This is a genomic window from Specibacter sp. RAF43 (assembly GCF_052114065.1).
In the GTDB taxonomy this organism is placed as follows: Bacteria; Actinomycetota; Actinomycetes; order Actinomycetales; family Micrococcaceae; genus Specibacter.
On sequence record NZ_JBFREA010000002.1, the window covers coordinates 107,566 to 129,831 of the forward strand.

Genomic DNA, 22,266 nt, shown 5'->3' on the forward strand with positions numbered 1-22,266 from the left:
CGTGGACGTCATATTGTGGGGCATTCTGCCGTACCTCATGGTGGTGGTGCTGGTTGGCGGGCTCATCTGGCGCTACAAATACGACCAATTCGGTTGGACCACGCGGTCCTCGCAGTTGTACGAATCACGGCTGCTGCGCATAGGGTCGCCGCTCTTCCACTTCGGCCTGCTGGCGGTGATAGCCGGCCATTTCTTCGGCCTGGTCATCCCCAAGTCATGGACCGAAGCGCTGGGCATGACCGAGTCCCTCTACCACTTCAACGCCTTGTTTGTCGGCACAATTGCCGGGGTCGGCACCCTCGGCGGCATTGTCATCCTGATCTATCGCCGCCGCAAGACCGGACCGGTTTTCATGGCCACCACCCGCAACGACAAGCTCATGTACGTGGTGTTGCTGGCCGCGATTGTCTTCGGCCTGTGGACAACCCTGGCCAGCGTGTTCTTTAACGAACACGGGCTCACGTACCGGGACACCGTCTCGCCGTGGTTCCGGTCGCTGTTTGTCTTTCAACCCGACATCGCGGCGATGGCGGCGGCGCCGGCGTCGTTCCACATCCACACGCTGGTGGGGATGCTGCTGTTCACCATCTGGCCGTTCACCCGCCTCGTCCACGCGTTCACCGCACCGCTGCACTACCTGTTCCGTCCCTACATCGTCTATCGTTCGCGGGACAAGGGCCCCAGCGCCCCGAACCGGCACGGCTGGTCCGCGGTGGGCACCAAGGACCGGGACACCCGACAACGCTGAAGCGCCACCTTCTCATCACCATGCTCCGGCCACCGCGCTGAACCGCACCGTCTTGCAAGGAGAGACCATGGCAGAAGTCAGGGCAGCAGCGCCGCCTCCCCGGGGCGGTCAAACCCGAAACCTGGTGCTGGCCACCGCCGCGTCCGTGGTCGGGTTTTGGGCCTGGAACGTGGTGGCGACCCTCAGCACGCACTACGCCCAGACACTGAATCTCTCTGCCGGGACCATGGGCGTCCTGGTGGCCATGCCCATCTTTGTGGGTTCACTGGGCCGCATTGTGGTGGGCATCATGACGGACCGGTACGGTGGCCGGGCCCTGTTCACGTTTGTGCTGGTGGCCACCATTGCCCCGGTGCTGCTGGTGGCGTTGGGCGGGTCCTTGAACTCCTTCGCACTGGTGCTGGCCGCCGGCTTCCTGCTGGGCGTGGCGGGCACCGTTTTTGCCGTGGGAATCCCGTTCGTCAGCGCCTGGTACCCGCCCGCGCGACGCGGCTTCGCCACAGGGGTCTTTGGCTCCGGCATGGGAGGCACGGCCCTGGCCGCCTTCCTGAACCCCCGGCTGGTGAAGGCGATCGGCTACGTGCCGACGCACCTATTGATTGCCGGCGTCCTGGCCGTGATGGCCGTGCTGGTGTGGGTCTTCATGAAGAATGCCCCCGGCTGGACGCCGAACAAGGCACCCGTCATGCCCAGGATGCGGGACGCGTCCCGGCTCGCCGTGACGTGGAAAATGTGTTTCCTGTATGCGGTGGTGTTTGGCGGCTTCGTCTCCTTCGCCACCTACCTGCCCACCTACCTGCGCGACGTCTATTCCTTTTCCCCCGCGGACGCCGGCGCCCGCACCGCCGGCTTTGCGCTGGCCGCCGTGATCGCCCGCCCGATCGGCGGCGTGATGGCGGATAAGGTCGGCTCGAAGCCGGTGGTCCTGGTGTCCCTGGCCGGGGTGGCGGTGCTGGGCTGGCTGGTGGCCCTGCAACCGGTCGCGGACGTCCAGGCCGGCCCGGTGTTCCTTGCCATGGCCGCCGCTCTTGGCCTGGGTGCGGGCGGCGTGTTCGCCTGGGTGGGCGTCCTGGCCCCGGAAGGCAAGGTGGGCACCATCGGCGGCATCGTCAGTGCCGCCGGGGGACTCGGCGGCTATTTCCCGCCGTTGGTCATGGGCATGACCTACAACCCGGACGCGACCAACTACAAGTACGCCATTGGGCTGTCCCTGCTGGTGGTGACGGCCCTGTTGGCCTTTGTGTTTACCCTGGTGAGCGTCAGGACCCCGGCTCGCCCGGCCCCTGGTCCAGCCGGAACGGCGGGTAGTCGTCCCGCAGGAGAAGAACGTAAGTGGCGACGCGGTAGATCCACCGGTTGATCCCCATGATCAGGTTGAAAAGTGTCCGCTGATAACGGCCGGAAAACAGCAGCATGATGGCGGCGATCAGCACCAGGAGACCGAGCAGGGAGAATCCGGCAGTGCGCCCGGCGTCCGAAGGCCAGTTCTCCCTCCATCCCCAGGTCGCCCAGGCCGTGCTGGTGAAGATGGAAATGATGAGCAGGTGGGGGATGGCCAGCAGCCACCACTTGACCAGGACCAGCGGGCGGGAGAGCCGCTGGGGATAGTCCACGTCGAAGTCGGCCGGGTAGACGGCGGAGGCGAGGGTGAATGGCGGGTACTTGTCGGTGCCCAGGGCCGAGTAAGCGTAAAAACCGACGCGCCAACTCCAGCGCAGCACCCCGACGGCGAAGTCGAAGAGCACGCGCGGGTAGCGGCCGGTGAAGAGAATGGCGAATCCGGCAATGATCGTTGTGACCCACAGCGCAAACCACAGGAAGAACAGAATGATGAAATGGGGTATGGCCAGTAGCCATTTGACCAGCCACAGGCCGCGGGAAAGCTGCGGGTCCAGTTGCCCGGAAAGCCTGGCCGGGTAGACCTTGTCCTCGTGCCCGGATGTGCCCTGCCCCAAGGCGCCCGGCCCGGATGAAGATGCCCGCCTTCCCAGGCCGACGGCCCCGAGCGCGATCAATCCCGCCCCGACGATCAGGAACACGATCGCCCCAACCATTAAGGCGGGGGTGATGACTCCAAACAATTCGGAGTGGAAGCCGGCCCGCATGTTGACGGAGACACCGGCGCGGGCATCGGCGTTCATGATCACCACCACCCAGTCGCCGCTGCGCAGGTCAAAGGTGATCTGTTGTGTCCCTGCCCCGGCGGCGGACACGGCCCAAAAACCCTGCCCAGCGGGGGACTCCGGCGTGGCCGCTCCCGGCACATCACGGTATTCCACCTGGAACGGCGACGACGACAGGCCGGTGATCTCGGTTGCGTGGACATTGCTCAGATACTTGTCCACGTCAGCCTTCGCACCGATGCCGATGAAGACCTGGCCGCCGGCTGCCGTGGATGCGGCGTCGAGCCGGAGGCTGCCCAGGTCAAAGGGAAGCTTGTCGGCACCGACGTGGGCAGAGGGGGAAGTGAGTGCAAAGGAATTGGTGGAAAACGGGCGCAGGGGCGAACTGAAGTAGCCGTCCGCTCCCTGTCTGGACGTCACCACGGCCGAGGTGATCGCGCCGACGAGCCCAAGCACACCAACCAGCGCCAGAAGCGTACCCAGGACAAGGGCGACAATGGCGCCCGCTCCCGAGGTGCGAGCCGTCCCGGGACCCGGGCTGCCATTTTGAACCGTCGGATTGTTTGTCATCGTGGTCCTTTCCTTGTTGCCACCATGCAATGCGGGCGGATGGAGTGATAGAGGCAAAGGTCATCGAAGTTGAATTGGGAGCCGGGGGTCCCGGCCACAAGGAATCTGAACGTGACCTTTGCCTCTACGGGGTCTCGGCGGGGTGGTGCATCGTGAGAGACATGAGAACGCAAACAGGTCGTGCAGACCCGGGGTCGGCCTCTGTTCGGCTCGATGACGTCGACGTGGTGCGCCTTGGCAGGTGGGCCGTGCAGATAGAGAGCCACTACGGACATCCCATGGACATGGAATGGGCCAAGGATGGCATCACCGGTGAGTTGTTCATCGTCTAGGCCAAGCCGGAGACGGTCCAGGCCCGCAAGAGCGGCACGGTGCTTGGGCAAACCGATCCCGACTGGGTCCCCATCATCGTCCGGCTTCGGGGACATTGCGGTTTCAAGAATGTGATCGTGATGGTTCCGTTTTGCCGGACCCTGGCCGAGGCGGACCGTGTCTTGGCGGTGATGAACGAGAATGGGCTCACCCGGGGCCAGGCGGCGCTGCAGGTCTACATGATGTGCGAGGTTCCCTCCAATGTCATCTTCGACGAACGGGACGACGCCGTAAAGTCGGTCATCGGCGACGCCATCCACAAGGCCCACACGGTCGGGATTCGGATTGGAATCTGCGGCCAGGGGCCCAGCAACCACCCGGACTTTGCACAATTCCTGGTGGCGCAGGGCATCRATTCCATCTCGCTGAATCCGGACAGCTTCCTGCGCACCCTCCCCGTCATTGCGGCAGCCGAGGCGGCCGGTGGTCCAGCCCGCGTGTCCCTCTCGCTGAGGGGCTAGTTCCGGAGGGCGAGCCGGAACACCGACCCGGGATGCAGCGTCCGCCGGATGCCCTCGACCCGGACGTGGATGGGCGCCATGGTCCCCGGGTGCAGGCGCAACACCGCCGCACTGTGCGTGAGCTCGACGTCGATGGGTTGCCCGCGGTAGCTGAGCTGGAAAACGACTCGGGGCAATTCCGCGGGCAGCCTCGGATGGATCAGCAGCTCATCCTGGCGGGTTTCCACCCCGCCGTAGCAGCGGATGGCCATGTCCACCGTGCCCGCCATGGCACCGAGGTGGACACCCTCGCGCGTCGTGCCCCCATGGCTGTCGGCCAGATCGCACTCCAAAGCCTGGTTGAACAGGGACCACGATTTTTCCCGGTCGCTGCGAGCAAGCACCCAGCTGTGTGCCAACCGGCTCAGGGTGGACCCGTGGCTGGTGCGCGCCAGGAAGTAACTGACGGTCCGGCGCACCAATGCCGCCGGCAGGGCGTAGCCGAGGCGCTCGAAGATCGCGCGCAGCTCCTCGGCGGAAAAGAGGTAGAACAGCATCAGGACGTCCGCCTGCTTTGAAATCTGGTAGCGGTTGGTGCTGTCTCCCTCGGCCTGGAGGATCAGGTCCAGGCGCCCGAGGTCGCCGTACCTGTCCCGGTAGGCCTTCCAGTCGAAGTCGGCCAGTGCTTCATAGCCGTCAAACTGGCTGATGATGCCGTCTGCGTGGAAGTGCACGCGCAGTCGGCGGCTGATGTGGTCCCAGTCCCGCAACTCCTGCGCGGCGGGAGCCCACAGCGCGGCGCCGTCCGGGGTGTCCAATCCGGCGAGGACTGCCATGGCTTCGTCGGCCCGGGACAAGACCCACGAGGTAAGGACATTCGTGTAGCTGTTGTTCCGAAGACCCGTGCCGGGGCCGTCCGGGTAGGCATCATGAAACTCGTCCGGGCCCATGACCCCGGAAATGTCGAAGCGGTCGCCTGTGGGGTCATACGTTGCCAGCCCGGCAAAGAACCGTGCCACCTCGACCAGCATCTCCGCGCCGTATTGCGCCAGGAATCCGTCGTCGGCGGTGGCTTGGTAATACTGCCAGACGCTGTAGGCCACCGCCAGCCCCACATGGACCTGCAAGTGGGAGTTATCGGGCATCCACCGCCCGTCAAGGGTGTTGAACAGCTGTGCCGGTGTCTCATCCCGACCGCTGCTGCCGCTCTGCCACGGAAACATCGCCCCCTTGAGGCCGGCCGCCGAGGCCGCCGCCCGTGCCTGGCCCAGGCGTCGGTACCGGTACATCAACAGGGAGCGGGTCAGGGCCGGACGGCGAAGGGTCAGCATGGGGTAGACAAACAGTTCATCCCAAAAGATGTGCCCGCGGTAGCCCTCACCATGGAGCCCTCGTGCCGGAATACCGGCGTCGAGCTCGACGCCGGTCGGCACCGATTGCAGGACGTGAAAGGTGTTCAGGTTCATGGCTAGTGCGGCCCCGGTGTCCGCGGGCAGTTCGACGGCAAAACGCGACCACAACCCCTGCCACGCGCGCACATGCTCGCCTTGCAACTCGGCGAAGCCCGGGGCCCGGGCCAGGCGCCCCGCGGCGTCCAGCCCTGCCGTGGACAAGGCCGGATCCCGGGACGTCGCGGCCGCGACGATCTTTTCGATGATCACGGGCTCACCGGCGGTGAGCGAGAGCGTGATCTCATGGCCGAACAAGCCGCCGTCGGAGACGAAGCGGCTCGTGTGGGGTACGGCATGTCCGTGCCGGTCCAGGACCCGTGTTTGCGAGGCCAGGGCAACGGTGAGCCGTGATTGGCTTGTTTGGGCCTCGACCAGCACGGCGTCCGTGCCGGGTCGGCTGACGGTGGGAGGCAGGAGGTGCCCGCCAGCGAGCATGGCGTCCCCGGCGGCGTTCCGGTTTGCCACGGCCGTATTGATGGCCGAGCAGATGGCAATGGTTCCGGACCAGTTCCCGGCCACCAGCCGGGTTTGCATGGCCGCGAGGTGGGGGTCGGCCTGCGACTGAAGCCGGCGCATCGCCGTCGAGACCGCCCGTCCGGCTGCATCGACGTAGGTATCGTCAATGGAGAGAATCCCCCGGCGCAGGTCAAGGCGCCGGGTGTGGTCCACCAGGAGGGAGGAGCCAACGCTGTAGGCTTCCCCACCCGGTCCATAAACGGCCAGGTAGGTCCAGTCGGGGGCGTTGACGAGGTGTTCGGACTCCACCTCCGTGTGCCCGAGCGTCGTCACCCGCCGGTTGTAGACGCCGGCGAAGTACGTTCCCGGGCAGTGCACTCCGTCCTGGGTGGAGCCGGGCTGGGATCCGCGGGTGGCCCAATACCCGTTGCCCAGCGTGAACATGGTCTCCCACCGCCCTTCGTGGGCCGGGTCGAAGCCATGGCTGAGAAGGCTCCACGGGTCCGGGGCCGGGGGAGTAGGCCGCCGTGCGGGTACCGGGATCTCCACTGTTGCCCAGTCGAGCCCGGAAAGCGAGGCCACCAGTACCGTGGCACCGGCGGCACGCAGCCGCTCCGCGTGGTCCACCGTGCACACGCCCACGACCAGGCCAAACCGCCCAGCCGCCGCGGCCCGCACCCCGGACGTGGAGGCGTCAACGACCATGGTGGCCGCTGGATGGGTCTGCAACTGGCGGGCGGCCTGCAGGAACATGGCGGGGCTCGGCTTGCCCGGCAGGGACAGCCGGGCGGCATCCGTACCGTCGACGAGCACGGAGACCAGGCGCGCCAACCCCGTGGACTCCAACACGTGACGGCCGTTCCTGCTGGAGGTGACCACCGCCGTGTGCACGTTGTCCGCGTGCAGGCGCCGGAGCAGGGACTTCACACCCGGCAGGGCGTGGACGCCGCGCCCGGTAAGTTGCTCGGTGAATCGGCGCTGCTGCAAGGCAGCCAGGCCGTGGACCGTCAGTTCGGTGGCATCGTCCGTGTCGGTGCCTTCCGGCACGCCGGCCCCGCGGGAGGCCAGAAATTCCCTGATGCCGTCCATTCCGGGCCGGCCCTCAACATAGCCCGGATAGTCTCGGGCCTCATCAAAGGGTGCGGTGTCGGCGTTCGGCAGGTGCGGGAGTACTGCGTCAAAAACGTCCTTCCAGGCCGCCGCGTGGATCTTGGCGGAGTCGGAAAGTACACCGTCCAAATCGAAGATCACGGCGTCGTACTTTCCGCCCGGGCCAGTGCGCCTGCGGGCAGCCGGAAGGTTTTCCAGTTTCATCGCATCCCCGCCCGGTCGCGTCAGGGGCCTGTGGCCGCAGTGCCGCCGGGCGCTTCTATTCCAGTCCGGCCCGGATCGCGTCGTCCAGGGGCACCCGCCAGGTCATGGAGGCATCCAGCGTGAAGCGCCTGCCCGTCACCGTCTCCGGAACGATGCGGATGAGGTGGTCCTTGCCGACCCCCTGCCAGGGAAACAGGCTCCGGTCGGCGGCATTGAGAAGCTGGCCTGCCGGCGCGGTGATTTCGGCACGGCCCTTGACCACCACGCTCCACGCTATGCCGAACTCCGCGCTGACGGCGTCGGCCTCCACTGCGACGTATGCGTCGTGGTTGACGGCGTTGAGCTTCGTGCCGCCTCCGGTTCGAAAGATGAGCGACTCCCCGTCCACCTTGTAGTTCACGGGGAACACGTCGGGGTGGCCGTCCACGGTCACCGCGAGGCGTCCGACGGACGTCTCGGATAGCAACTTCCAGCATTGTTCGGCGGTCAGGGATGCTGCTTTGGGGGCCGGGGCGTTTTCTCTCATGTGCCCCATCGTAGGGCGACGCCGTTGGGGGGAACAAGGGCCCAAAGGCCCGGGCCACCCGAGCGGCGGCCTCGTGCCTTTTAGCTGTTCTCGCCCGGATCGTCTCCGCCGCGCCGTGATACCAGGACCGGGCCCTTGGCATGGTGGAGAACGGCGTGCGCGGTGGAACCGATGGAGCCCTTGATGAGTCCGTGCCCCCTTGTGCCCACCACCGTCAAGCCGGCATCCTCGGACGCCGCCACAATGGCACGGGCGGCGGACGTGTCGCTGAGCAGTTCACCATCGACGCTCACCCCGTGCACGTTGCCCCTGGCCCAGCTCAGGGCCGCGTCGAGAACTTCCGCCGCCTGCTGCTCGTCGGCCGGCGCCCGCCGCGAGCCCTTGCGACCGTGCTGGACATGGACGACCCGCAGATCGCTGCCCGTCAGGGAGGCCATTTCGCAGGCATCCGCCAGGGCCGCTGCGGAGCCGGAGGCGTCAACGGCGACGACGACGGGCCCGTCCGGATGGTTGCCGGCCCGAATGACGGCCACCGGGCAATCAGCGGTGGCGGCCATTTCCAGGCTCACGGACCCGACGAGGAGCCCCAGAAACCCGCCAAGGCCGCGGCTGCCCACCACCAGCATTTCCTGGCCCGCTGACATCTTGGGCAGGTGCACGGCGGGCCACCCATAGACAAGGCTCGCGCGCACGTCCAACTCCGGGGCCATGCTCTTGGCGTGCGCGACGCCGTCGTCGAGGGTGAGTTCGGCGGCACGCTCCAGCCCGCTGTCCGCCACGCCCGGGACAGGAGCGAGGTTCTGGGTCAACATCGGCCATAGCGAGCAGTGCACAACGTGCAGGCTGCACTTCCGCAGGACCGCCTGGTGCGCGGCCCAGCGAACGGCTTGGGCTGCTTCGGCGGAGCCGTCATAGCCAACGACAACGTACTTGGATTCCTGCACCGGTGCTCCTTTTGCTGGGGTTGTGGACTGGGGGCGGGACACCATGCGCGCACCCGCGCCGCGGTAGTTACCGAGTCTAGGCGCAAACCGCCAATCCCGCCGTGACCGGGCATTTTCGGGAAGGGGCCCGGGGACCTTCTGCCCTACTGCACCGCCCTCCGGGTGGGTAGGCTCGGCCTCATGGATGCCTCGGAGACAGCCCCGGAATCAACAGTTCTGGAAATACATGAGTGCTGGAGGTCCCTGCGATCGTCGTCCATCGGCCGGCTGGCGGTTGTGGGTCCTCTGGGACCGGAGATCTTTCCGGTGAACTACCTGCCCGAGGACGGGACCGTCATCATTCGAACAGGCCCGGGAACCAAGCTGGATGCCCTCCGGGCAGGGGGACCCGCCGTCCTGGAGGCTGACGGGTTCAATGCCTACGGCACCATTGCGTGGAGCGTCATTGTGAAGGGCCGCCCGGAGCCGGTCCCGGACGACGACCCGTCCCGGGATCTGGTGGACCACAAGCTCCTGCCCTGGGAGCCCGGGGTCAAGGATCATGTCTTCCGCATTCTGCCCACGGCAGTAACCGGGCGGCGTTTTGTGACGAGCCCGCCCGGGAGATGGTGGTCGCCGCGGGAGCCAGGCAGCCCGGGAGCGGAGCCAGGCGGCCCGGGAGCGGAGTCACGGCCGGGAGCCTAAGGGACGGCAGAATCCCCGATGCGGGCAGTGTATGGTTCGTTGTGAACCCGGTCTGTTGCGACCGGGCCCGCCGGCATTGACGTCGTGATGCCATCCGAACGCAGGGAGGGGAAATCGTGGCCAAGGACAATGGTGCGGCGCGGATCGTCGTGGGGGTTGACGGTTCCGTGGAATCCATCGCCGCTCTTCGGGCAGCCAGGCGTATGGCCGGGGCAACGGGGGCCCGGGTCGAGGCCGTGGCGTGTTGGAGCGTCCCCACTGCCGTGGCCCTGCCTTACGCCTTGGGCAGCCTGAATCTTGAGGAGGGTGCCCGGGAGCTCTTGGACGAAACGATGGTGGCGGCGTTTGGAGTCGACCTTCCCAAGAACGTCTCGACGCGCCTGGTGCAGGGACTGCCCCGACCAACCCTCATAGCGGCAAGCGACGGCGCCGAGATGCTGGTCGTGGGGCGGCGGGGCCGCGGCGGCTTTGCCGGACTGCTGCTTGGCTCCGTCAGCTCGGCCTGCGTGGCCCATGCCCGCTGCCCCGTGCTGGTCGTGCCCCGAGACGCCCTGGCCGACGAAGACGCCGGCACCGACCCCGGCGGCCGGTAGCACTACTCGAAGGATGCACGCCGCGCATCCCCCAGCGGGGTGCTCCAAAGGTCGGGCCTCGTGACCCGAAAACGACGCCCGCTCAGGCTCAGCGCGTAGATGCGCACCAGATGCTCCTTGCGGCCGGGCTGCCACGGCTCCAGCGGCAGGGCCCTGGCGTCGGCTAGCCCGGTGGCCGGCTTCAGCTGTTCGGCCCGCCCCCGCAGAACAACGCTCCAGGCCTGTTCGGTGTGCGGGTCGTAGCCGTCCACCTCGAAGGCGACCGGGGTGTTGTTGAGGGAACCATACAGCTTGGTTCCCTCCGCCGTGCGGAAAAGCAGCGAGCCGTTGTCCACGGCGTAGTTCACCGGAAAGATTTCCGGGTGGTCTTCCACGACCACCGCCAACCGGCCGATCACCTGTCCCTGGAGCAAGTGCCAACATTCGTCCCTGGACAGGTCCGAGGCGCCGGCGGGGGCTGGTGGGGTCGTCATGGGGCCGAGTCTAGGAGCCGCGGTCCGGGGCCAGTAGAGGACAAAGTCCCGCCGGTTCCGGCCGGGCTTGCGTGCCTAACGCCGCCGCCGGGCCAGCCAGGCAAACAGGGCCAGGAGGGCGAGGGCACCCAGGAGGGCGGGGCCAAAGCGACGCGCCAACACGGGCCAGACGGCCGAGCCGAGGTCCAGCTCGGGCGCGGATGCGGGCTCCGGACGCATGGCCGAGGTGGGTGCCGGGGCGGTTTCCCCCCTCGACTCTCCCGCACCGTCCCCGCCCTCCGGCTCGAGGGCCGCCGCGGCCGGGCCCCGGTCACCGGCCGGCCCCGGCGACCCGGGGGCAGCAGCAACCCCGGGGTCCGGTTCGGCCGAGGCGTTCTTGACCACACACTGGACAAACTGTGCCAGCAGCTTGTCCGAGACGTCCTGGATGACGCCGCGACCGAACTGGGCCGGCTTGCCGGTGACGTTCATGTCGGTGGTGACGTCCACGTCGGTGTGCTCGCCGGCGGCCGTCATCACCGCCGTCACCGTGGCCCCGGCCGTGCCGTTGCCGCGCTTGTCCTTCCCGGCCGCGCTGATGACCACGGTGTGCGTGGCCTCCTCCCGGGAGAGAAACTCGCCCGTACCCGAATACAGCATGGCGATGGGCCCGAGCTTGACCTTGACGGTGCCGGTGAATTCGTCCCCGGTCACCGAGGTGAGGGTCGCCCCCGGGAAGCACGGGGCAATCTCCTCCAGCCGGTTGAAGGACTCCCAGGTTTCCTGAAGCGATGCCGGAACGGTGAAGTGGTGCTTGAGTTCCATGACTGCCTTTCCCCGCTACAGGCCCGCGGCCGCGATGAGCGCCCGCCTGGTGAGCACCTCGGCCAGGTGGCGCCGATAGGCCGCGTCCCCGTTCAGGTCGCTGGCGGGGTCGGTCCCCTCGGCCGCATGCACGCAGGCGGCCGCGATGGCCTCCCGGGTCAGGGGAGCCCCGGCCAGGGCCCGCTCCACTTCCAGTGCCCGCACGGGGGTGCTGGCCATGTTGGTCAGGCCCACGCGCGCCTCCGCGATGGTGGACCCCTCTATCCGGACCATCGCCGCCACCCCCACGATGGACCATTGCTGGGCCACCCGGGTGAACTTCTCGTAGTGTGCGCCCCAGCCGGTGAATTTCGGCACCCGGATGTGGGTGAGGATCTCGCCCTCGGCCACGGCCGTGGTGAAGTAGCCCTGGAAGAAGTCTGCCGCGGCCACCCGGCGTTCCCCTCCCGGGCCGGCCAGAATAAACGTGGCCCCGGCCGCCAGCATGGGGGCGGGCAGGTCACCGGCCGGATCGGCGTGCACCAGGGCACCGCCAAGGGTGCCGCGGTGGCGGACCTGGGGGTCCGCGACCGTTGCGGTGGCCTTGGCCAGCAGCGGCAGGTGCGCCGCCACGAGCGGGTGCGTGGCCACCTCGTGGTGCGAGGTCATGGCACCGATCAGGAGGGCGTCGCCGTCGTCCCGGATGCCGGTGAGTTCGCCGATCCGCCCGAGATCGATCACCCGGGCGGGGTCCGCCAGGCGCAGCTTCATCACCGGAATCAGGCTCTGCCCCCCGGCCAGCAGCTTCACGTCGTCCCCGGCCGCCTCGGCCGCCGCGAGCTGTTGCAGTGCCTCCGCCACGGTGGCGGGGGCCGCGTAGTCAAATGCGCTGGGAATCATTGCACTCCTCCGGTGGTCTTGGCATCCTGCAGGGCGTGCCACACGCGAGATGGCGTGCACGGCATCTTGATGTCCTTCACGCCGAGGTGCCGTACGGCGTCGAGGATCCCGTTGACGATGGCCGGTGTCGAGGCGATGGTGCCGGCCTCGCCAACGCCCTTGGCGCCGAGCTGGTTGGTGGTCGAGGGCGTCTCGGTGCGCGCCGTGATGTAGTGCGGCAGGTCCGGGGCGCTGGGGACCAGATAGTCCACGAACGATCCCGTGACCAGGGTGCCGGCGTCGTTGTACACGGCCTCCTCAAAGAGGGCCTGGGCGATGCCCTGCGCCAGGCCGCCGTGCACCTGGCCCTCCACCAGCATCGGGTTGACCACCACGCCGACGTCGTCCACGCACACGTACTTGCGGATGGTCACCCGGCCCGTTTCCGTGTCCACCTCCATGGCGGCCAGGTGGGTGCCGTGCGGGTAGGAGAAGTTCACCGGATCGAAGGTGGCATCCGAATCCAGGTTGGGCTCGAACCCGTCCGGCAGGTTGTGTGCGGAGAACGCCGCGAAGGCGATCTCGCCAAAGGCGGTCGACTGGTCCGTGCCCTTGACGGTGAAGATGCCGTTGCCAAACTCGATGTCGTCCTCGCTCGCCTCCATTAGGTGCGCGGCAACGACCTTGGCCTTCTCAATCACCTTGTCCGCTGCGGCCAGCACTGCCATGCCGCCCACCGTCAGCGACCGGGAACCGTACGTGTCCAGGCCCCGTTGGGAAATCTGCGTGTCGCCGTGGAGCACCTCCACATTCTCAAATGGCACACCCAGCCGGTCCGCCACGAGCTGGCTCCAGGCGGTTTCGTGGCCCTGCCCGTGGGCGGAGGACCCGGTGACCACCTCGATGTTGCCGGTGGGCAGCACCCGCACCTGGGCATGCTCCCAGCCGCCGGCCGCGTAGCTGAGGGCGCCGAGCACCCGGGAGGGTGCCAGCCCGCACATTTCGGTAAAGGTGGAGATGCCGATGCCCAGCTGGACGGTGTCGTTGGATTCCCGCCGCCGCTTCTGCTCGGCCCGCAGCCCGGCGTAGTCGAAGAGCTCCACCGCCTTGGCCGTGGCGGCCTCGTAGTTGCCAGTGTCGTATTCGAGCCCCGCCACGGTGGCGAACGGGAATTCGGTGTGCTTGATCCAGTTATTCTCGCGCAGTTCCAGCGGGTCCATGTCCAGCTCGGTGGCGAGCTCATCCATCATCCGCTCGATCGCGAACGTGGCCTCGGGCCGGCCGGCGCCGCGGTAGGCGTCGGTCCAAGTCTTGTTGGTGAAGACGTTGTTGCATTCGAAGCGGTACGCCGGGAACTTGTAGATCGAGTTGTACATGAAGGCGCCCAGGATCGGGATGCCGGAGGTGACCAGGCCCAGGTAGGCGCCCATGTCCGCCAGCAGGTTGACGTCCAGCCCGGTCACGATGCCCTCGCGCGTCGCCGCGAGCCGTAGCCGCTGCACCTGGGCGCGGCCGTGGTGGCCGGCCTGCAGGGATTCGCTGCGGGTCTCGGTGTACTTGCACGGCTTGCCGGTGCGCCGCGCCGCCAGGACGGTGATGACTTCCTCGGGGGTCACCTGCAGCTTCCCGCCGAAGCCGCCGCCGACGTCGGGGGCGATCACTCGCACCTTGCTTTCCGGGATGCCCAGGGTCAGCGCCAGCATCAGCCGCAGGATGTGCGGGATCTGGGTGGCTGACCACATGGTGATCTGTTCGCCGGTGGGGTCCACGACGGTCGAGCGCGGCTCCATGAAGGACGGGATGAGCCGCTGCTGGTACAGGGTGCGTTCGATCAGCACCTCGGCGTTCGCAAGTGCTTCCTTGATGGGCTTGCCGGTCCCGGCCTGGCCCGAGTCGAAAACCCAGGTGGCCGACTTGTTCGAGGCCAGCGCGGTGTGGGCCAGCACCTGGTCCGTGAACGCCTCCTCCAGGTCCATCACCACGGGCAGTTCCTCGTAGCTGACGTCGACAAGTTCGACGGCGTCGCGGGCGGCCGCCGCGGTGCGGGCCACGATGGCGGCAACCACTTCGCCGGCGAAGGCGACCTCGTCGACGGCGATCGCCGGGTGGGCGGGCGCCACCTGGTCGGGCGTGATGGGCCAGGCGTTGGGCAGGCTGCCCTGTTCCCCGGCCACGTCGGCGCCGGTGAGCACGGCCATGACGCCGGGGGAGGCCTTCGCGGCGGTGACGTCGACCGCGGTGATTTTTGCGTGGGCGAAGGGGCTGCGCACCATGGCCAGGTGCAGCATGCCCGGCAGCACCATGTTGTCGGTGTAGCGGGACCGTCCGGTGATTAAGTGCGCGTCCTCCTTGCGGAGGCGGGCCTTGCCGATTTCCGCGCTGGCGTCTGTGATGGTCATGCCGACACACCCGCCGTTTCGGTATCGCCGCTGGTCATCGGTTCCGTCACGGCGACGTTGGCATCGACCGTTCCGTCGGCCACGGACCGGACGGCGGCAACGATGTTTTGGTAGCCGGTGCACCGGCACAGGTTCCCTTCCAGGCCGGCCCGGATCTCGTGGTCGCTGGGGTGGGGGTTCTCGGCCAGCAGCGACGCCGATTGCATGATCATCCCCGGGGTGCAAAAGCCGCACTGCAGTGCATGGCACTGGTGGAAGGCCCGCTGGAGCGGCGCGAGCTTGCCGTCTTGGGCCATGCCTTCGATGGTGGTGACCCGGCGGCCGTCGGCCTGGACGGCAAACATGGTGCAGGACTTGATGCTCACCCCGTCCAGATGGACGGTGCAGGCGCCGCAGTTGGTGGTGTCGCAGCCGATCAATGTGCCGGTCTTGCCGAGTTGTTCGCGCAGGTATTGCACCAGCAGCAGCCGCGGCTCGACGGTGTCCGTGTACGTGACGCCGTCAACTTCGACGGTGATGGATTGTGAACTCGTCATTGAGATCTCCTTGTCGCCCGGGTGGACGAGCCTGACTGCCCGACTCCAGCCCTAATGTGTCACACGCTACATCAAACCCCGCCGATGCGTTAGGGTGTCCCCACTTCGTTTGCGGCATCCTCATGGTCGGCGTCGGTCATCGGTTCGTGGTGGATCCGCACGCCCATGCTGCTCAGCCGCCCGCCCTTTCCGCCCCAGCGCAGGGCGATGATCTCGGCGGCGATCGAGACGGCCGTTTCCTCCGGCGTGCGGGAGCCCAGGTCCAGGCCGATGGGGCTGGAGAGCCTGGCCAGTTCGGCGTCGCCCAGGCCGGCCTCCCGCAGCCGGTCCAGCCGGTCCAGGTGGGTGCGCCGGGAACCCATGGCCCCGACGTAGGCCACGTCGTGGCGCAGCGCCACCTCCAGCAACGGCACGTCGAACTTCGGGTCGTGCGTGAGCACGCAGATGACCGTGCGCGGATCCACCGCCCCGGCATCCAGCTGGGCCTGCAGGTAGCGGTGCGGCCATTCCACCACCACCTCGTCGGCCACCGGGAAGCGGGCGGCCGTGGCGAAGACGGCCCGCGCGTCGCAGACCGTGACCTTGTAGCCCAGAAAGCTGCCCTGCCGGGCGACGGCGGCGGCGAAGTCGATCGCGCCAAACACCAGCATGCGCGGCTGGGGGGCGAAGCTGATCGCAAACACGCGCATGCCGTCCCCGCGCCGCTGGCCGTCCGGGCCGTACATGAGCGTCGCGTTGCGGCCCGCGGCCAGCAGGCCCTGGACGTCGTCGCCGACCGCGTGGTCCGCGCGGTCGCTGCCCAGCGAGCCGCTGAAACCGTCCGGGTGCACCACCAGGTGCCGGCCCAGCCACGCCGGATCGGGGTGTTCGATCACGGTGACGATCGCGACCGGCCGGCCGGCGGCAACGTCCTCGGCCACCCGCGGCAGCTGCGGGAAGGTGTCCGCGGAGACCGGCTCCACAAAGACGTCCAGGATGCCCCCGCACGTGAGGCCCACCTCAAAGGCGTCGTTGTCGCTGATGCCGTAGCGCTGCAGGACGGGCCGGCCGTCGTGGACCACCCGGGTGGCCAGCTCGTACAGGGCGCCCTCAACACAGCCGCCGGAGACCGAGCCGACCGCCCGGCCGTCGGCGTCGACCAGCATGGCGGCCCCGGCCGGCCGGGGCGCGGACCGGAAGGTGCGCACCACCGTCCCGAGCCCCACGGTGTGCCCGGCCGCCACGGCGGCCACCAGATCCTGAAGAACCTCACGCATTGGCAACCACGTCCAACAACTCCCTGAAGCTTTGCATTGAGTGACCCCCGATTAACAAGTCAACGTGCGGCAGGACCGCCCTGATTCCCGACTGGACCGGTTCGTAGCCGGCCTTGCCGCGGTGCGGGTTGGCCCAAATGATGCGCCGGGCCAGGTGGTGCAGCCGTTCGGCTTGCCGTCCCAGCAGCGCCGGATCGCCGCGCTCCCAGCCGTCGCTGGCGATGACGACGACGGCGCCGCGGGCCACCGCGCGCTGGCCCCACCTGTCGTTGAACGCCCGCAGCACCTCCCCGAGCCGGGTTCCGCCGGACCAGTCCGGGACGGTGCGCCCGGCCAGGGCCAGGGCATTGTCGGCGTCAGGCACGCGCAGCGCCCCGGTCACCCGGGTCAGCCGGGTGCCCAGGGTGAAGACCTCCACGTGGTGCGGGGCGGCCGCGACCACCCGGTGGGCCAGGCGCAGCAGACTGTCCGCATAGGGTGCCATGGAGCCTGAAACATCGATCAGCCAGACCATTCTGCGCGGCTTGCGCGGCGCCCGGGCGCGGCGCAGCGGCCCCGGTTCCCCGCCGCGCCGCAGCTGGTCGCGCAGGGTCCGCACCCGGTCCAGGTCGCCGTGCCTATCCAGCTGCTTGCGGCGGCCCGCCCGGGTGGGCAGGCGCACCTCGAGCTCCTCGAACATGCGGTGCAGCAGCACCCGTTCCGTCTCGTCCAAGGTGGCCACGTCGCGGTGCCGCAGCAGCTCCCGACGGCTGGCGAGCGCCCGGATCCGGTCCTGGTCACCGTCGGGCCCGCCGCCGCCGTCCCCGTCCAGGGCGGCCTGGCTGACGGAGGCGGCCGACGCCTCCGGGCCCGCGGCGGCCGCCTGGGCGGGGGCGAACCAGGCCTCAAAGGTCCGCTGGTAGGTGGGCAGGTCCTCGGGGGCGGCGCACAGGGTGGCCCGGCCGGCCCAAAAAACGTCCTTGCGCCGCAACAGGGGCTGCCCGAGGGCGAGCCGGCCGACGGCGTCGACGAAGCTGCGTGCCCGGTCCGCGGTCACCTTCACGCCGGCCGCGCGCACGGCGGCTGCAAAGGCGAGCAGGATCTCCTCGGCGCTGTGCCGGGTGCCGGGCTCCGCGACTTCCCTCAGGGCGGGCATGGCTCAGCCGAGCATCCGGGCCAGGGCCGCCTGGACCCGTTCGGTGTCTTCCCGGTACTTGCACAGCGCCCCGATGCTGGCCGCGGCCGACGCCAGGTCCAGTTCGGCCCGGCCCAGCTGGTGCAGGGCCCGGGCCCAGTCGAGGGTTTCGGCGACGCCGGGCGGCTTGAGCACGTCGTCGGCGACGCGGATCGCCTGGACCACACGCACCACCTGTTCGGCCAGCAGGGCGGGCACCTGGGGGAGGCGGGTGCGCACGATCTCCACCTCGCGGGCCAGCCCCGGGTGGTCGATCCAGTGATACAGGCACCGCCGTTTCAGGGCGTCGTGCAGATCGCGGGTCCGGTTGGAGGTCAGCACCACAATGGGGGCGATGTCCGCCTTGACGGTGCCGAACTCGGGAATGGAAACCTGGTAGGTGGAGAGCACCTCCAACAGGAACGCCTCAAACTCGTCGTCGGCCCGGTCGATCTCGTCAATGAGCAGCACGGCCGGGCTCTGTTGGAGCGCCTTGAGGATGGGCCGGGCCAGCAGGAAGCGTTGGTCGTAGAGCGAACTCTCCAGCTCGGCGACGCTGAGCCCGGCCCCGCCGCCGGCCTCCACGCTGCGCAGGTGCAGGATCTGGGCGGTGAAGTCCCAATCGTAGAGTGCCTGGGAGGCGTCGATGCCCTCGTAGCACTGGAGCCGGATCAGCGGCAGCCCGAAGGATTCCGCCAGTGCCTCGGCCAGGGACGTCTTGCCGGTGCCCGGTTCGCCCTCCAGGAGCAGGGGCCGTTCCATGCTCAGGGCAAGGTAGACGATGGTGGCCAGGCCCTCGTCGGCCAGGTACCCGGTGGAGGCCAGCATGTCCGCCAACGACGTGGCGGAGTTGATCGACGTCTTCGTCATGRCACCAGCATAGGTCCCCGCCCGGCCGGGCGGGCGGAATCGCGTCCCTCGATGGCCGCGGCCACGTCCGCCAGCGCGGCATAGCTGTGGCCGCTGACAAACGCGTCGACGTAGGGCAGGGCCGCGGCCATGCCGCCTACCAGCGGCTGGTAGCCGGGCCCGGCCAGGCGCGGGTTGACCCAGACGATGCGGTGGGCCAGGCGGCGCAGGCGCGCCATTTGGGCGGCCACCTGGGCCGGCTCGTCCTGCGCCCAGCCGTCGGAGAGCACGACGACGACGGCGCCCCGGGCCAGCCCGCGGCGGCCAAAGGTGTCCACGAACGCGCGCAGGCTCTCGGCCAGCCGTGTGCCGCCGGCCCAGTCCGGGGCGCTCCCGGCCGCCAGCGCCAGCGCCCGGTCCGGATTGCCCAGGGACAGCTGCCGGGTCAGGCGCGTCAGCCGGGTGGAAAACACGAACGCCTCGGCGTTTGCGCCGGCCACGGCTCCCTGGAGCAGAGTCAGGAAGACGTGCGTGTACGGTTCCATGGACCCGGACACGTCGCACAACAGCACCAGCCGGCGGGGCCGGGTGCGACGCCGCGCATAGACCAGGCGGGTGGCGTCGCTGCCGCTGCGCCGCGCGGTGCGGATGGTGCCGCGGATGTCCAGCACGGCGCCGCCGTGCCGGGACCGCCGGGTGCGGCGGCTGCGCCGCTGCGGGGTGGCCAGCACGATGCGCCGCACCAGCTCCCGCATGCGCTCGGTCTCCTCCGCGGTGAGGTCCGCGAAGGACATCTCATGCAGGTGCTCCTCGGAGGAGGCCATGGCCAAGATCGCCTCCCGCCCCGTGCCGGGCGCGTCGGCACTCCCGCCGGGGGCGGCGAGGGGCACCCGCTGCGGGGCACCTCGTCCGGCCGTCCCGGCGCGGCGGTGCTCGGCCGGCGACCCTCGGGTGCGGGCCGCGGACGCGACGGCCGGCGGATGGGCGGTGTCGCCGCGGCGCTCGGCCGGATCGAGGAGGCCGTCAAACACGGCCGCGAAGACGGCGTCGAACACCTCAAGCTGCTCGCGTGAGGAAACCAGGGTCACCCGGCTCGCCCAATACAACGGCTCACGGGAGGAGGGCGGGACCAGCCGCAAGGCCTGGGCCAGCCACGCCGCGCGGTCCGGCGAGCTCGGCAGCCCGGCCCGGCGCAGGGCCGTGCTGAGCCCGACGGCCAGGGCGGCAGCCTCGACGCCGGTCCCTGCGGCCGTGGGTGCGCCCTCACCCACGGCCGGTGCCGGCCACCCAGGTGGCGCCCCGGGCCCAGGCAAGCTCCAGGTCGTCGCGGTTCTTGAGCACCGAGCCCCAGCTCTGCTCCACGGCGGCCGCGTCGAGGCGCTCCACGCCCAGCACGGCCAGCGCCGACACCCAGTCGATGGCCTCGGCGATGCCCGGCGGCTTGGCCATGTCCAGGGAGCGCAGCCTGGTGATGGCGGTGGCCGCCGCGAGGGCGAGGGGCTCGGCGCTCTCCGGCACCCGGCGGCGCACTATCTCCGCGATGCGCTCCGGGCGGGGGTAGTCAATCCAGTGGTACAGGCAGCGCCGGGTCAGGGCATCGTGGAGGTCCCGGGTCCGGTTGGACGTGAGCACGACGACGGGCGGGTGGGTCGCTCGCACCGTGCCCAGTTCCGGGATGGTCACGGCCGCCTCCGCCAGGAGTTCGAAGGTGAACGCCTCGAACTCGGCGTCGGCACGGTCAATCTCATCGAGCAGCAGGACCGCGGGGCGGGGGCCGGGGTGTTCGATCGCCTGGAGCAGCGGCCGGCGCAGCAGGTACTGTTCGCCGAACAGATCGGCCTCCTGAACGTCCAGGTCCCGGACCTCCGCCAACCTGATGCCCAGCAGCTGGCGCTGGTGGTTCCATTCGTAAAGCGCCTCGGAGGCATCGATGCCCTCGTAGCACTGCAGCCGGTACAAGGGCGTGCCCAGCACCCGGGCCAGCGCCTTGGCCGCCTCCGTCTTCCCGACGCCGGCCTCGCCCTCCAGCAGGATGGGTTGCGGGAGCCGGATGGACAGGAACAGGGCCGTGGCCAGGCCGGGGTCGGCGAGATAGTCGCCCTCGTCCAGGGCGGCCGTGAGGGAGGCCACATCGGGGACCAGCCGGCGCACCTCATCCTCCGCGCCCGCCCGCGCCGGGCGACTCACGGCGCAGGTTCCAGCCGGGCGAGCACCCGGTCGTAGTCCGCCGCCGTGTTCACGTCCGGGGGGATGGGCCCCGGGACGGCCACCTCGACGACCTCCCCGGCCCGTTGCTCGAGCAACTTCCACACCGCCTTGTCCCCGTACAGGGCGGCCAGGGCCGGGAACAGGATGCGCCCGAACACGAACGGGTGGCCGACGCCGTCGTCATAGCGGCACACCGCGAGGCCGGCGGCGCCYCGACCGGCGAGCAGGCGCCGCACCGTTGCCGGCGTGACGCCGGGCTGGTCGCCGAGCAGCAGGACCACCGCGTCGGTGTCCGGGGCCAGGGCGGGCATCGCCGCCGCGATCGAGGACGAGCACCCGGCCTCGTAGTCCGGGTTGTCCACCACATCGCAGCCGCGGGTGTCCACCGTCCGGCGCACCTGCTCCGCGGACCCGCCCAGGGCGAGGACAATCTGGGCGAACCCGCTGGCGCGGGCGGTGGCCAGGACGGCGTCCAGCAACACGCCGTCACCGTAGGGGAGCAGCTGCTTGGGGCTGCCCAACCGCCGCGACGCCCCGGCGGCCAGGACCAGTCCGGCGATCCGGGGCTCAGGATGCGACGGCATATCGTTGCGGATCCGCCAGAAAGGCCGTCTTGCAGGCGGCCGAACAAAAATACACGACAGTCCCGGCATGGTCGGTGTGCAGGCTGGCCGCGACGGCGGCCACGCTCATGCCGCAGACGGGGTCGACGGCGCTCGCCGGGTCCGCCGCGGCCCGATCCGCCGGGTCCGCCGAGACACTCTCCGCCGGGGGCCCGGCGGCGCGTTCGAGCGCGCGGACGGACACCAGCTCGGCCAGGATGGACAGCGCGATCTCCGCCGGCGTATGCCCGCCCAGGCGCAGCCCGGCGGGGCAGTGCACGCGCGAGCGCTGGCTCTCCTGAACGTCGAGGGATGCCAGCACCGCCGTGCCGCGTTTTTCGCTCGCCACGAGGGCAACATACGGCACGCCGGCCCGCAGCGCCGCCTCCAGGGCGGGCTCCTCCTCCCGCCCGTGCGAGGCGACGATCACGGCCGCGACGCCGGCCGGTGCCGTGATGTCCGCCCCCGTGGCCTGCTCCATGTCCAGGTCCAGGACGGCGCCCAGGGCGGCCAGGGCCTCGGCCACGGGGCTCGCCCCAACTACCACGACCCGGGCGGCCGGCACCCTGGGTTCGAGGAAGATTTCCACGGCGCCCCCGCTCAGGCACGGATTGGTGACCTCCACGGCGCCCTGCTCCTGGACGCGGCGCGGCTTGCCGGGGACCACGCGCAGCAGGATCGGCTCCTGCATGGACAGGGCCCGCAGGCCGTATTCGCGCACCGACGCCTCGACGCAGCTGCCGCCGAGGAAGCCGTCGATCACCCCGTCGGCCAGGACCAGGGCCGTGTCGCCGGCATGGGCGCTCGTGGGGTGCTGGGCGCGCACCACGATGGCGTGCACAAACGGCTCCCGCCGGTTGATGAGCTCCTGCGCCCGCTGCGCCAATGACTCTCCGTTTCTGGGCAT

General features: G+C 69.4%; 21 protein-coding genes and 1 pseudogene. 6 read left to right on the forward strand and 16 right to left on the reverse strand.

What is annotated here, in order from left to right; genetic code table 11:
- Position 1: 1 nt before the first annotated feature.
- Both narI and AB4Y80_RS02105 read left to right on the forward strand, forming a co-directional pair.
- On the forward strand, positions 2 to 748 hold the full coding sequence (gene narI / locus AB4Y80_RS02100; protein WP_442211645.1) for a respiratory nitrate reductase subunit gamma: 747 nt from the start codon (positions 2 to 4) through the stop codon (positions 746 to 748).
- Between the two features lie 67 nt (positions 749 to 815).
- Positions 816 to 2,108: an MFS transporter gene (locus tag AB4Y80_RS02105; protein ID WP_442211646.1), complete on the forward strand. Its 1,293-nt coding sequence runs from the start codon at positions 816 to 818 to the stop codon at positions 2,106 to 2,108.
- Here AB4Y80_RS02105 and AB4Y80_RS02110 read toward each other — a convergent pair.
- Positions 2,008 to 3,441: a DUF4389 domain-containing protein gene (locus AB4Y80_RS02110; RefSeq protein WP_442211647.1), complete on the reverse strand. Its 1,434-nt coding sequence runs from the start codon at positions 3,439 to 3,441 to the stop codon at positions 2,008 to 2,010. The genes AB4Y80_RS02105 and AB4Y80_RS02110 overlap by 101 nt on opposite strands.
- Before the next feature lie 161 nt (positions 3,442 to 3,602).
- Here AB4Y80_RS02110 and AB4Y80_RS02115 point away from each other — a divergent pair, with 161 nt between their 5' ends.
- The gene (locus AB4Y80_RS02115) at positions 3,603 to 3,773 is read left to right on the forward strand and encodes a PEP/pyruvate-binding domain-containing protein (protein ID WP_442211648.1); all 171 of its coding nucleotides are present in this window, start codon (positions 3,603 to 3,605) and stop codon (positions 3,771 to 3,773) included.
- Between the two features lie 81 nt (positions 3,774 to 3,854).
- A pseudogene (locus tag AB4Y80_RS02120) lies at positions 3,855 to 4,274 on the forward strand (putative PEP-binding protein); the annotation flags it as partial.
- On the opposite strand, the gene AB4Y80_RS02125 reads toward AB4Y80_RS02120, so the two are convergent.
- The 3 genes from AB4Y80_RS02125 to AB4Y80_RS02135 form a co-directional block, all read right to left on the reverse strand.
- Positions 4,271 to 7,411, reverse strand: coding sequence for an HAD-IA family hydrolase (locus AB4Y80_RS02125; protein ID WP_442211649.1), 3,141 nt, complete (start codon positions 7,409 to 7,411; stop codon positions 4,271 to 4,273). The pseudogene AB4Y80_RS02120 and the gene AB4Y80_RS02125 overlap by 4 nt on opposite strands.
- A gap of 118 nt (positions 7,412 to 7,529) precedes the next feature.
- Positions 7,530 to 8,000 (reverse strand): pyridoxamine 5'-phosphate oxidase family protein, encoded by a 471-nt coding sequence (locus AB4Y80_RS02130; RefSeq protein WP_442211650.1) that lies wholly within the window; start codon positions 7,998 to 8,000, stop codon positions 7,530 to 7,532.
- Between the two features lie 80 nt (positions 8,001 to 8,080).
- Entirely contained in the window at positions 8,081 to 8,944 is an 864-nt protein-coding gene (locus tag AB4Y80_RS02135) for a universal stress protein (RefSeq protein WP_442211651.1), read from the reverse strand.
- Between the two features lie 180 nt (positions 8,945 to 9,124).
- On the opposite strand from AB4Y80_RS02135, the gene AB4Y80_RS02140 reads away from it, so the two are divergent.
- The gene (locus AB4Y80_RS02140; RefSeq protein ID WP_442211652.1) at positions 9,125 to 9,628 is read left to right on the forward strand and encodes a pyridoxamine 5'-phosphate oxidase family protein; all 504 of its coding nucleotides are present in this window, start codon (positions 9,125 to 9,127) and stop codon (positions 9,626 to 9,628) included.
- Between the two features lie 116 nt (positions 9,629 to 9,744).
- Positions 9,745 to 10,221 carry a universal stress protein gene (locus tag AB4Y80_RS02145; RefSeq protein ID WP_442211653.1) on the forward strand — a complete coding sequence of 159 codons (477 nt, stop codon included), beginning with the start codon at positions 9,745 to 9,747 and terminating at the stop codon, positions 10,219 to 10,221.
- A gap of 2 nt (positions 10,222 to 10,223) precedes the next feature.
- Here AB4Y80_RS02145 and AB4Y80_RS02150 read toward each other — a convergent pair whose 3' ends face one another.
- From AB4Y80_RS02150 to AB4Y80_RS02205, 12 genes are all read right to left on the reverse strand, one after another.
- On the reverse strand, positions 10,224 to 10,694 hold the full coding sequence (locus AB4Y80_RS02150) for a pyridoxamine 5'-phosphate oxidase family protein (RefSeq protein WP_442211654.1): 471 nt from the start codon (positions 10,692 to 10,694) through the stop codon (positions 10,224 to 10,226).
- A 75-nt stretch (positions 10,695 to 10,769) separates the two neighbouring features.
- Positions 10,770 to 11,498, reverse strand: a complete 729-nt coding sequence (locus tag AB4Y80_RS02155) for an SRPBCC domain-containing protein (protein ID WP_442211655.1) — start codon at positions 11,496 to 11,498, stop codon at positions 10,770 to 10,772.
- Between the two features lie 15 nt (positions 11,499 to 11,513).
- The gene (locus AB4Y80_RS02160; RefSeq protein ID WP_442211656.1) at positions 11,514 to 12,377 is read right to left on the reverse strand and encodes an FAD binding domain-containing protein; all 864 of its coding nucleotides are present in this window, start codon (positions 12,375 to 12,377) and stop codon (positions 11,514 to 11,516) included.
- Positions 12,374 to 14,755 (reverse strand): xanthine dehydrogenase family protein molybdopterin-binding subunit, encoded by a 2,382-nt coding sequence (locus tag AB4Y80_RS02165; RefSeq protein WP_442211657.1) that lies wholly within the window; start codon positions 14,753 to 14,755, stop codon positions 12,374 to 12,376. Before AB4Y80_RS02165 ends, AB4Y80_RS02160 begins: the two co-directional genes overlap by 4 nt.
- Positions 14,752 to 15,291, reverse strand: a complete 540-nt coding sequence (locus tag AB4Y80_RS02170; RefSeq protein WP_442211659.1) for a (2Fe-2S)-binding protein — start codon at positions 15,289 to 15,291, stop codon at positions 14,752 to 14,754. The genes AB4Y80_RS02165 and AB4Y80_RS02170 overlap by 4 nt, the downstream gene beginning before the upstream one ends.
- A gap of 89 nt (positions 15,292 to 15,380) precedes the next feature.
- Positions 15,381 to 16,547, reverse strand: a complete 1,167-nt coding sequence (locus AB4Y80_RS02175) for an XdhC family protein (RefSeq protein WP_442211660.1) — start codon at positions 16,545 to 16,547, stop codon at positions 15,381 to 15,383.
- Positions 16,540 to 17,682, reverse strand: a complete 1,143-nt coding sequence (locus tag AB4Y80_RS02180; protein ID WP_442211661.1) for a vWA domain-containing protein — start codon at positions 17,680 to 17,682, stop codon at positions 16,540 to 16,542. Before AB4Y80_RS02180 ends, AB4Y80_RS02175 begins: the two co-directional genes overlap by 8 nt.
- A gap of 3 nt (positions 17,683 to 17,685) precedes the next feature.
- Positions 17,686 to 18,570 (reverse strand): AAA family ATPase, encoded by an 885-nt coding sequence (locus AB4Y80_RS02185; protein WP_442211662.1) that lies wholly within the window; start codon positions 18,568 to 18,570, stop codon positions 17,686 to 17,688.
- Complete coding sequence (locus AB4Y80_RS02190; RefSeq protein WP_442211663.1) at positions 18,567 to 19,820, reverse strand: vWA domain-containing protein; 1,254 nt, start codon at positions 19,818 to 19,820, stop codon at positions 18,567 to 18,569. Before AB4Y80_RS02190 ends, AB4Y80_RS02185 begins: the two co-directional genes overlap by 4 nt.
- Entirely contained in the window at positions 19,813 to 20,736 is a 924-nt protein-coding gene (locus AB4Y80_RS02195) for an AAA family ATPase (RefSeq protein ID WP_442211664.1), read from the reverse strand. The genes AB4Y80_RS02190 and AB4Y80_RS02195 overlap by 8 nt, the downstream gene beginning before the upstream one ends.
- Positions 20,733 to 21,341 (reverse strand): nucleotidyltransferase family protein, encoded by a 609-nt coding sequence (locus tag AB4Y80_RS02200; protein WP_442211665.1) that lies wholly within the window; start codon positions 21,339 to 21,341, stop codon positions 20,733 to 20,735. The genes AB4Y80_RS02195 and AB4Y80_RS02200 overlap by 4 nt, the downstream gene beginning before the upstream one ends.
- Positions 21,325 to 22,266: an XdhC family protein gene (locus AB4Y80_RS02205; protein WP_442211666.1), complete on the reverse strand. Its 942-nt coding sequence runs from the start codon at positions 22,264 to 22,266 to the stop codon at positions 21,325 to 21,327. Before AB4Y80_RS02205 ends, AB4Y80_RS02200 begins: the two co-directional genes overlap by 17 nt.

What these genes read in the sequence shown, in the direction of transcription:
- AB4Y80_RS02140 (WP_442211652.1), top strand. Translation starts at nt 9,125, where the DNA reads ATGGATGCCTCGGAGACAGCCCCGGAATCAACAGTTCTGGAAATACAT.
- AB4Y80_RS02165 (WP_442211657.1), bottom strand. Translation starts at nt 14,755, where the DNA reads ATGACCATCACAGACGCCAGCGCGGAAATCGGCAAGGCCCGCCTCCGC.
- AB4Y80_RS02110 (WP_442211647.1), bottom strand. Translation starts at nt 3,441, where the DNA reads ATGACAAACAATCCGACGGTTCAAAATGGCAGCCCGGGTCCCGGGACG.
- AB4Y80_RS02185 (WP_442211662.1), bottom strand. Translation starts at nt 18,570, where the DNA reads ATGACGAAGACGTCGATCAACTCCGCCACGTCGTTGGCGGACATGCTG.
- AB4Y80_RS02160 (WP_442211656.1), bottom strand. Translation starts at nt 12,377, where the DNA reads ATGATTCCCAGCGCATTTGACTACGCGGCCCCCGCCACCGTGGCGGAG.
- AB4Y80_RS02175 (WP_442211660.1), bottom strand. Translation starts at nt 16,547, where the DNA reads ATGCGTGAGGTTCTTCAGGATCTGGTGGCCGCCGTGGCGGCCGGGCAC.
- AB4Y80_RS02105 (WP_442211646.1), top strand. Translation starts at nt 816, where the DNA reads ATGGCAGAAGTCAGGGCAGCAGCGCCGCCTCCCCGGGGCGGTCAAACC.
- AB4Y80_RS02130 (WP_442211650.1), bottom strand. Translation starts at nt 8,000, where the DNA reads ATGAGAGAAAACGCCCCGGCCCCCAAAGCAGCATCCCTGACCGCCGAA.
- AB4Y80_RS02205 (WP_442211666.1), bottom strand. Translation starts at nt 22,266, where the DNA reads ATGCCCAGAAACGGAGAGTCATTGGCGCAGCGGGCGCAGGAGCTCATC.
- AB4Y80_RS02170 (WP_442211659.1), bottom strand. Translation starts at nt 15,291, where the DNA reads ATGACGAGTTCACAATCCATCACCGTCGAAGTTGACGGCGTCACGTAC.
- AB4Y80_RS02180 (WP_442211661.1), bottom strand. Translation starts at nt 17,682, where the DNA reads ATGCCCGCCCTGAGGGAAGTCGCGGAGCCCGGCACCCGGCACAGCGCC.
- AB4Y80_RS02150 (WP_442211654.1), bottom strand. Translation starts at nt 10,694, where the DNA reads ATGACGACCCCACCAGCCCCCGCCGGCGCCTCGGACCTGTCCAGGGAC.
- AB4Y80_RS02115 (WP_442211648.1), top strand. Translation starts at nt 3,603, where the DNA reads ATGAGAACGCAAACAGGTCGTGCAGACCCGGGGTCGGCCTCTGTTCGG.
- AB4Y80_RS02155 (WP_442211655.1), bottom strand. Translation starts at nt 11,498, where the DNA reads ATGGAACTCAAGCACCACTTCACCGTTCCGGCATCGCTTCAGGAAACC.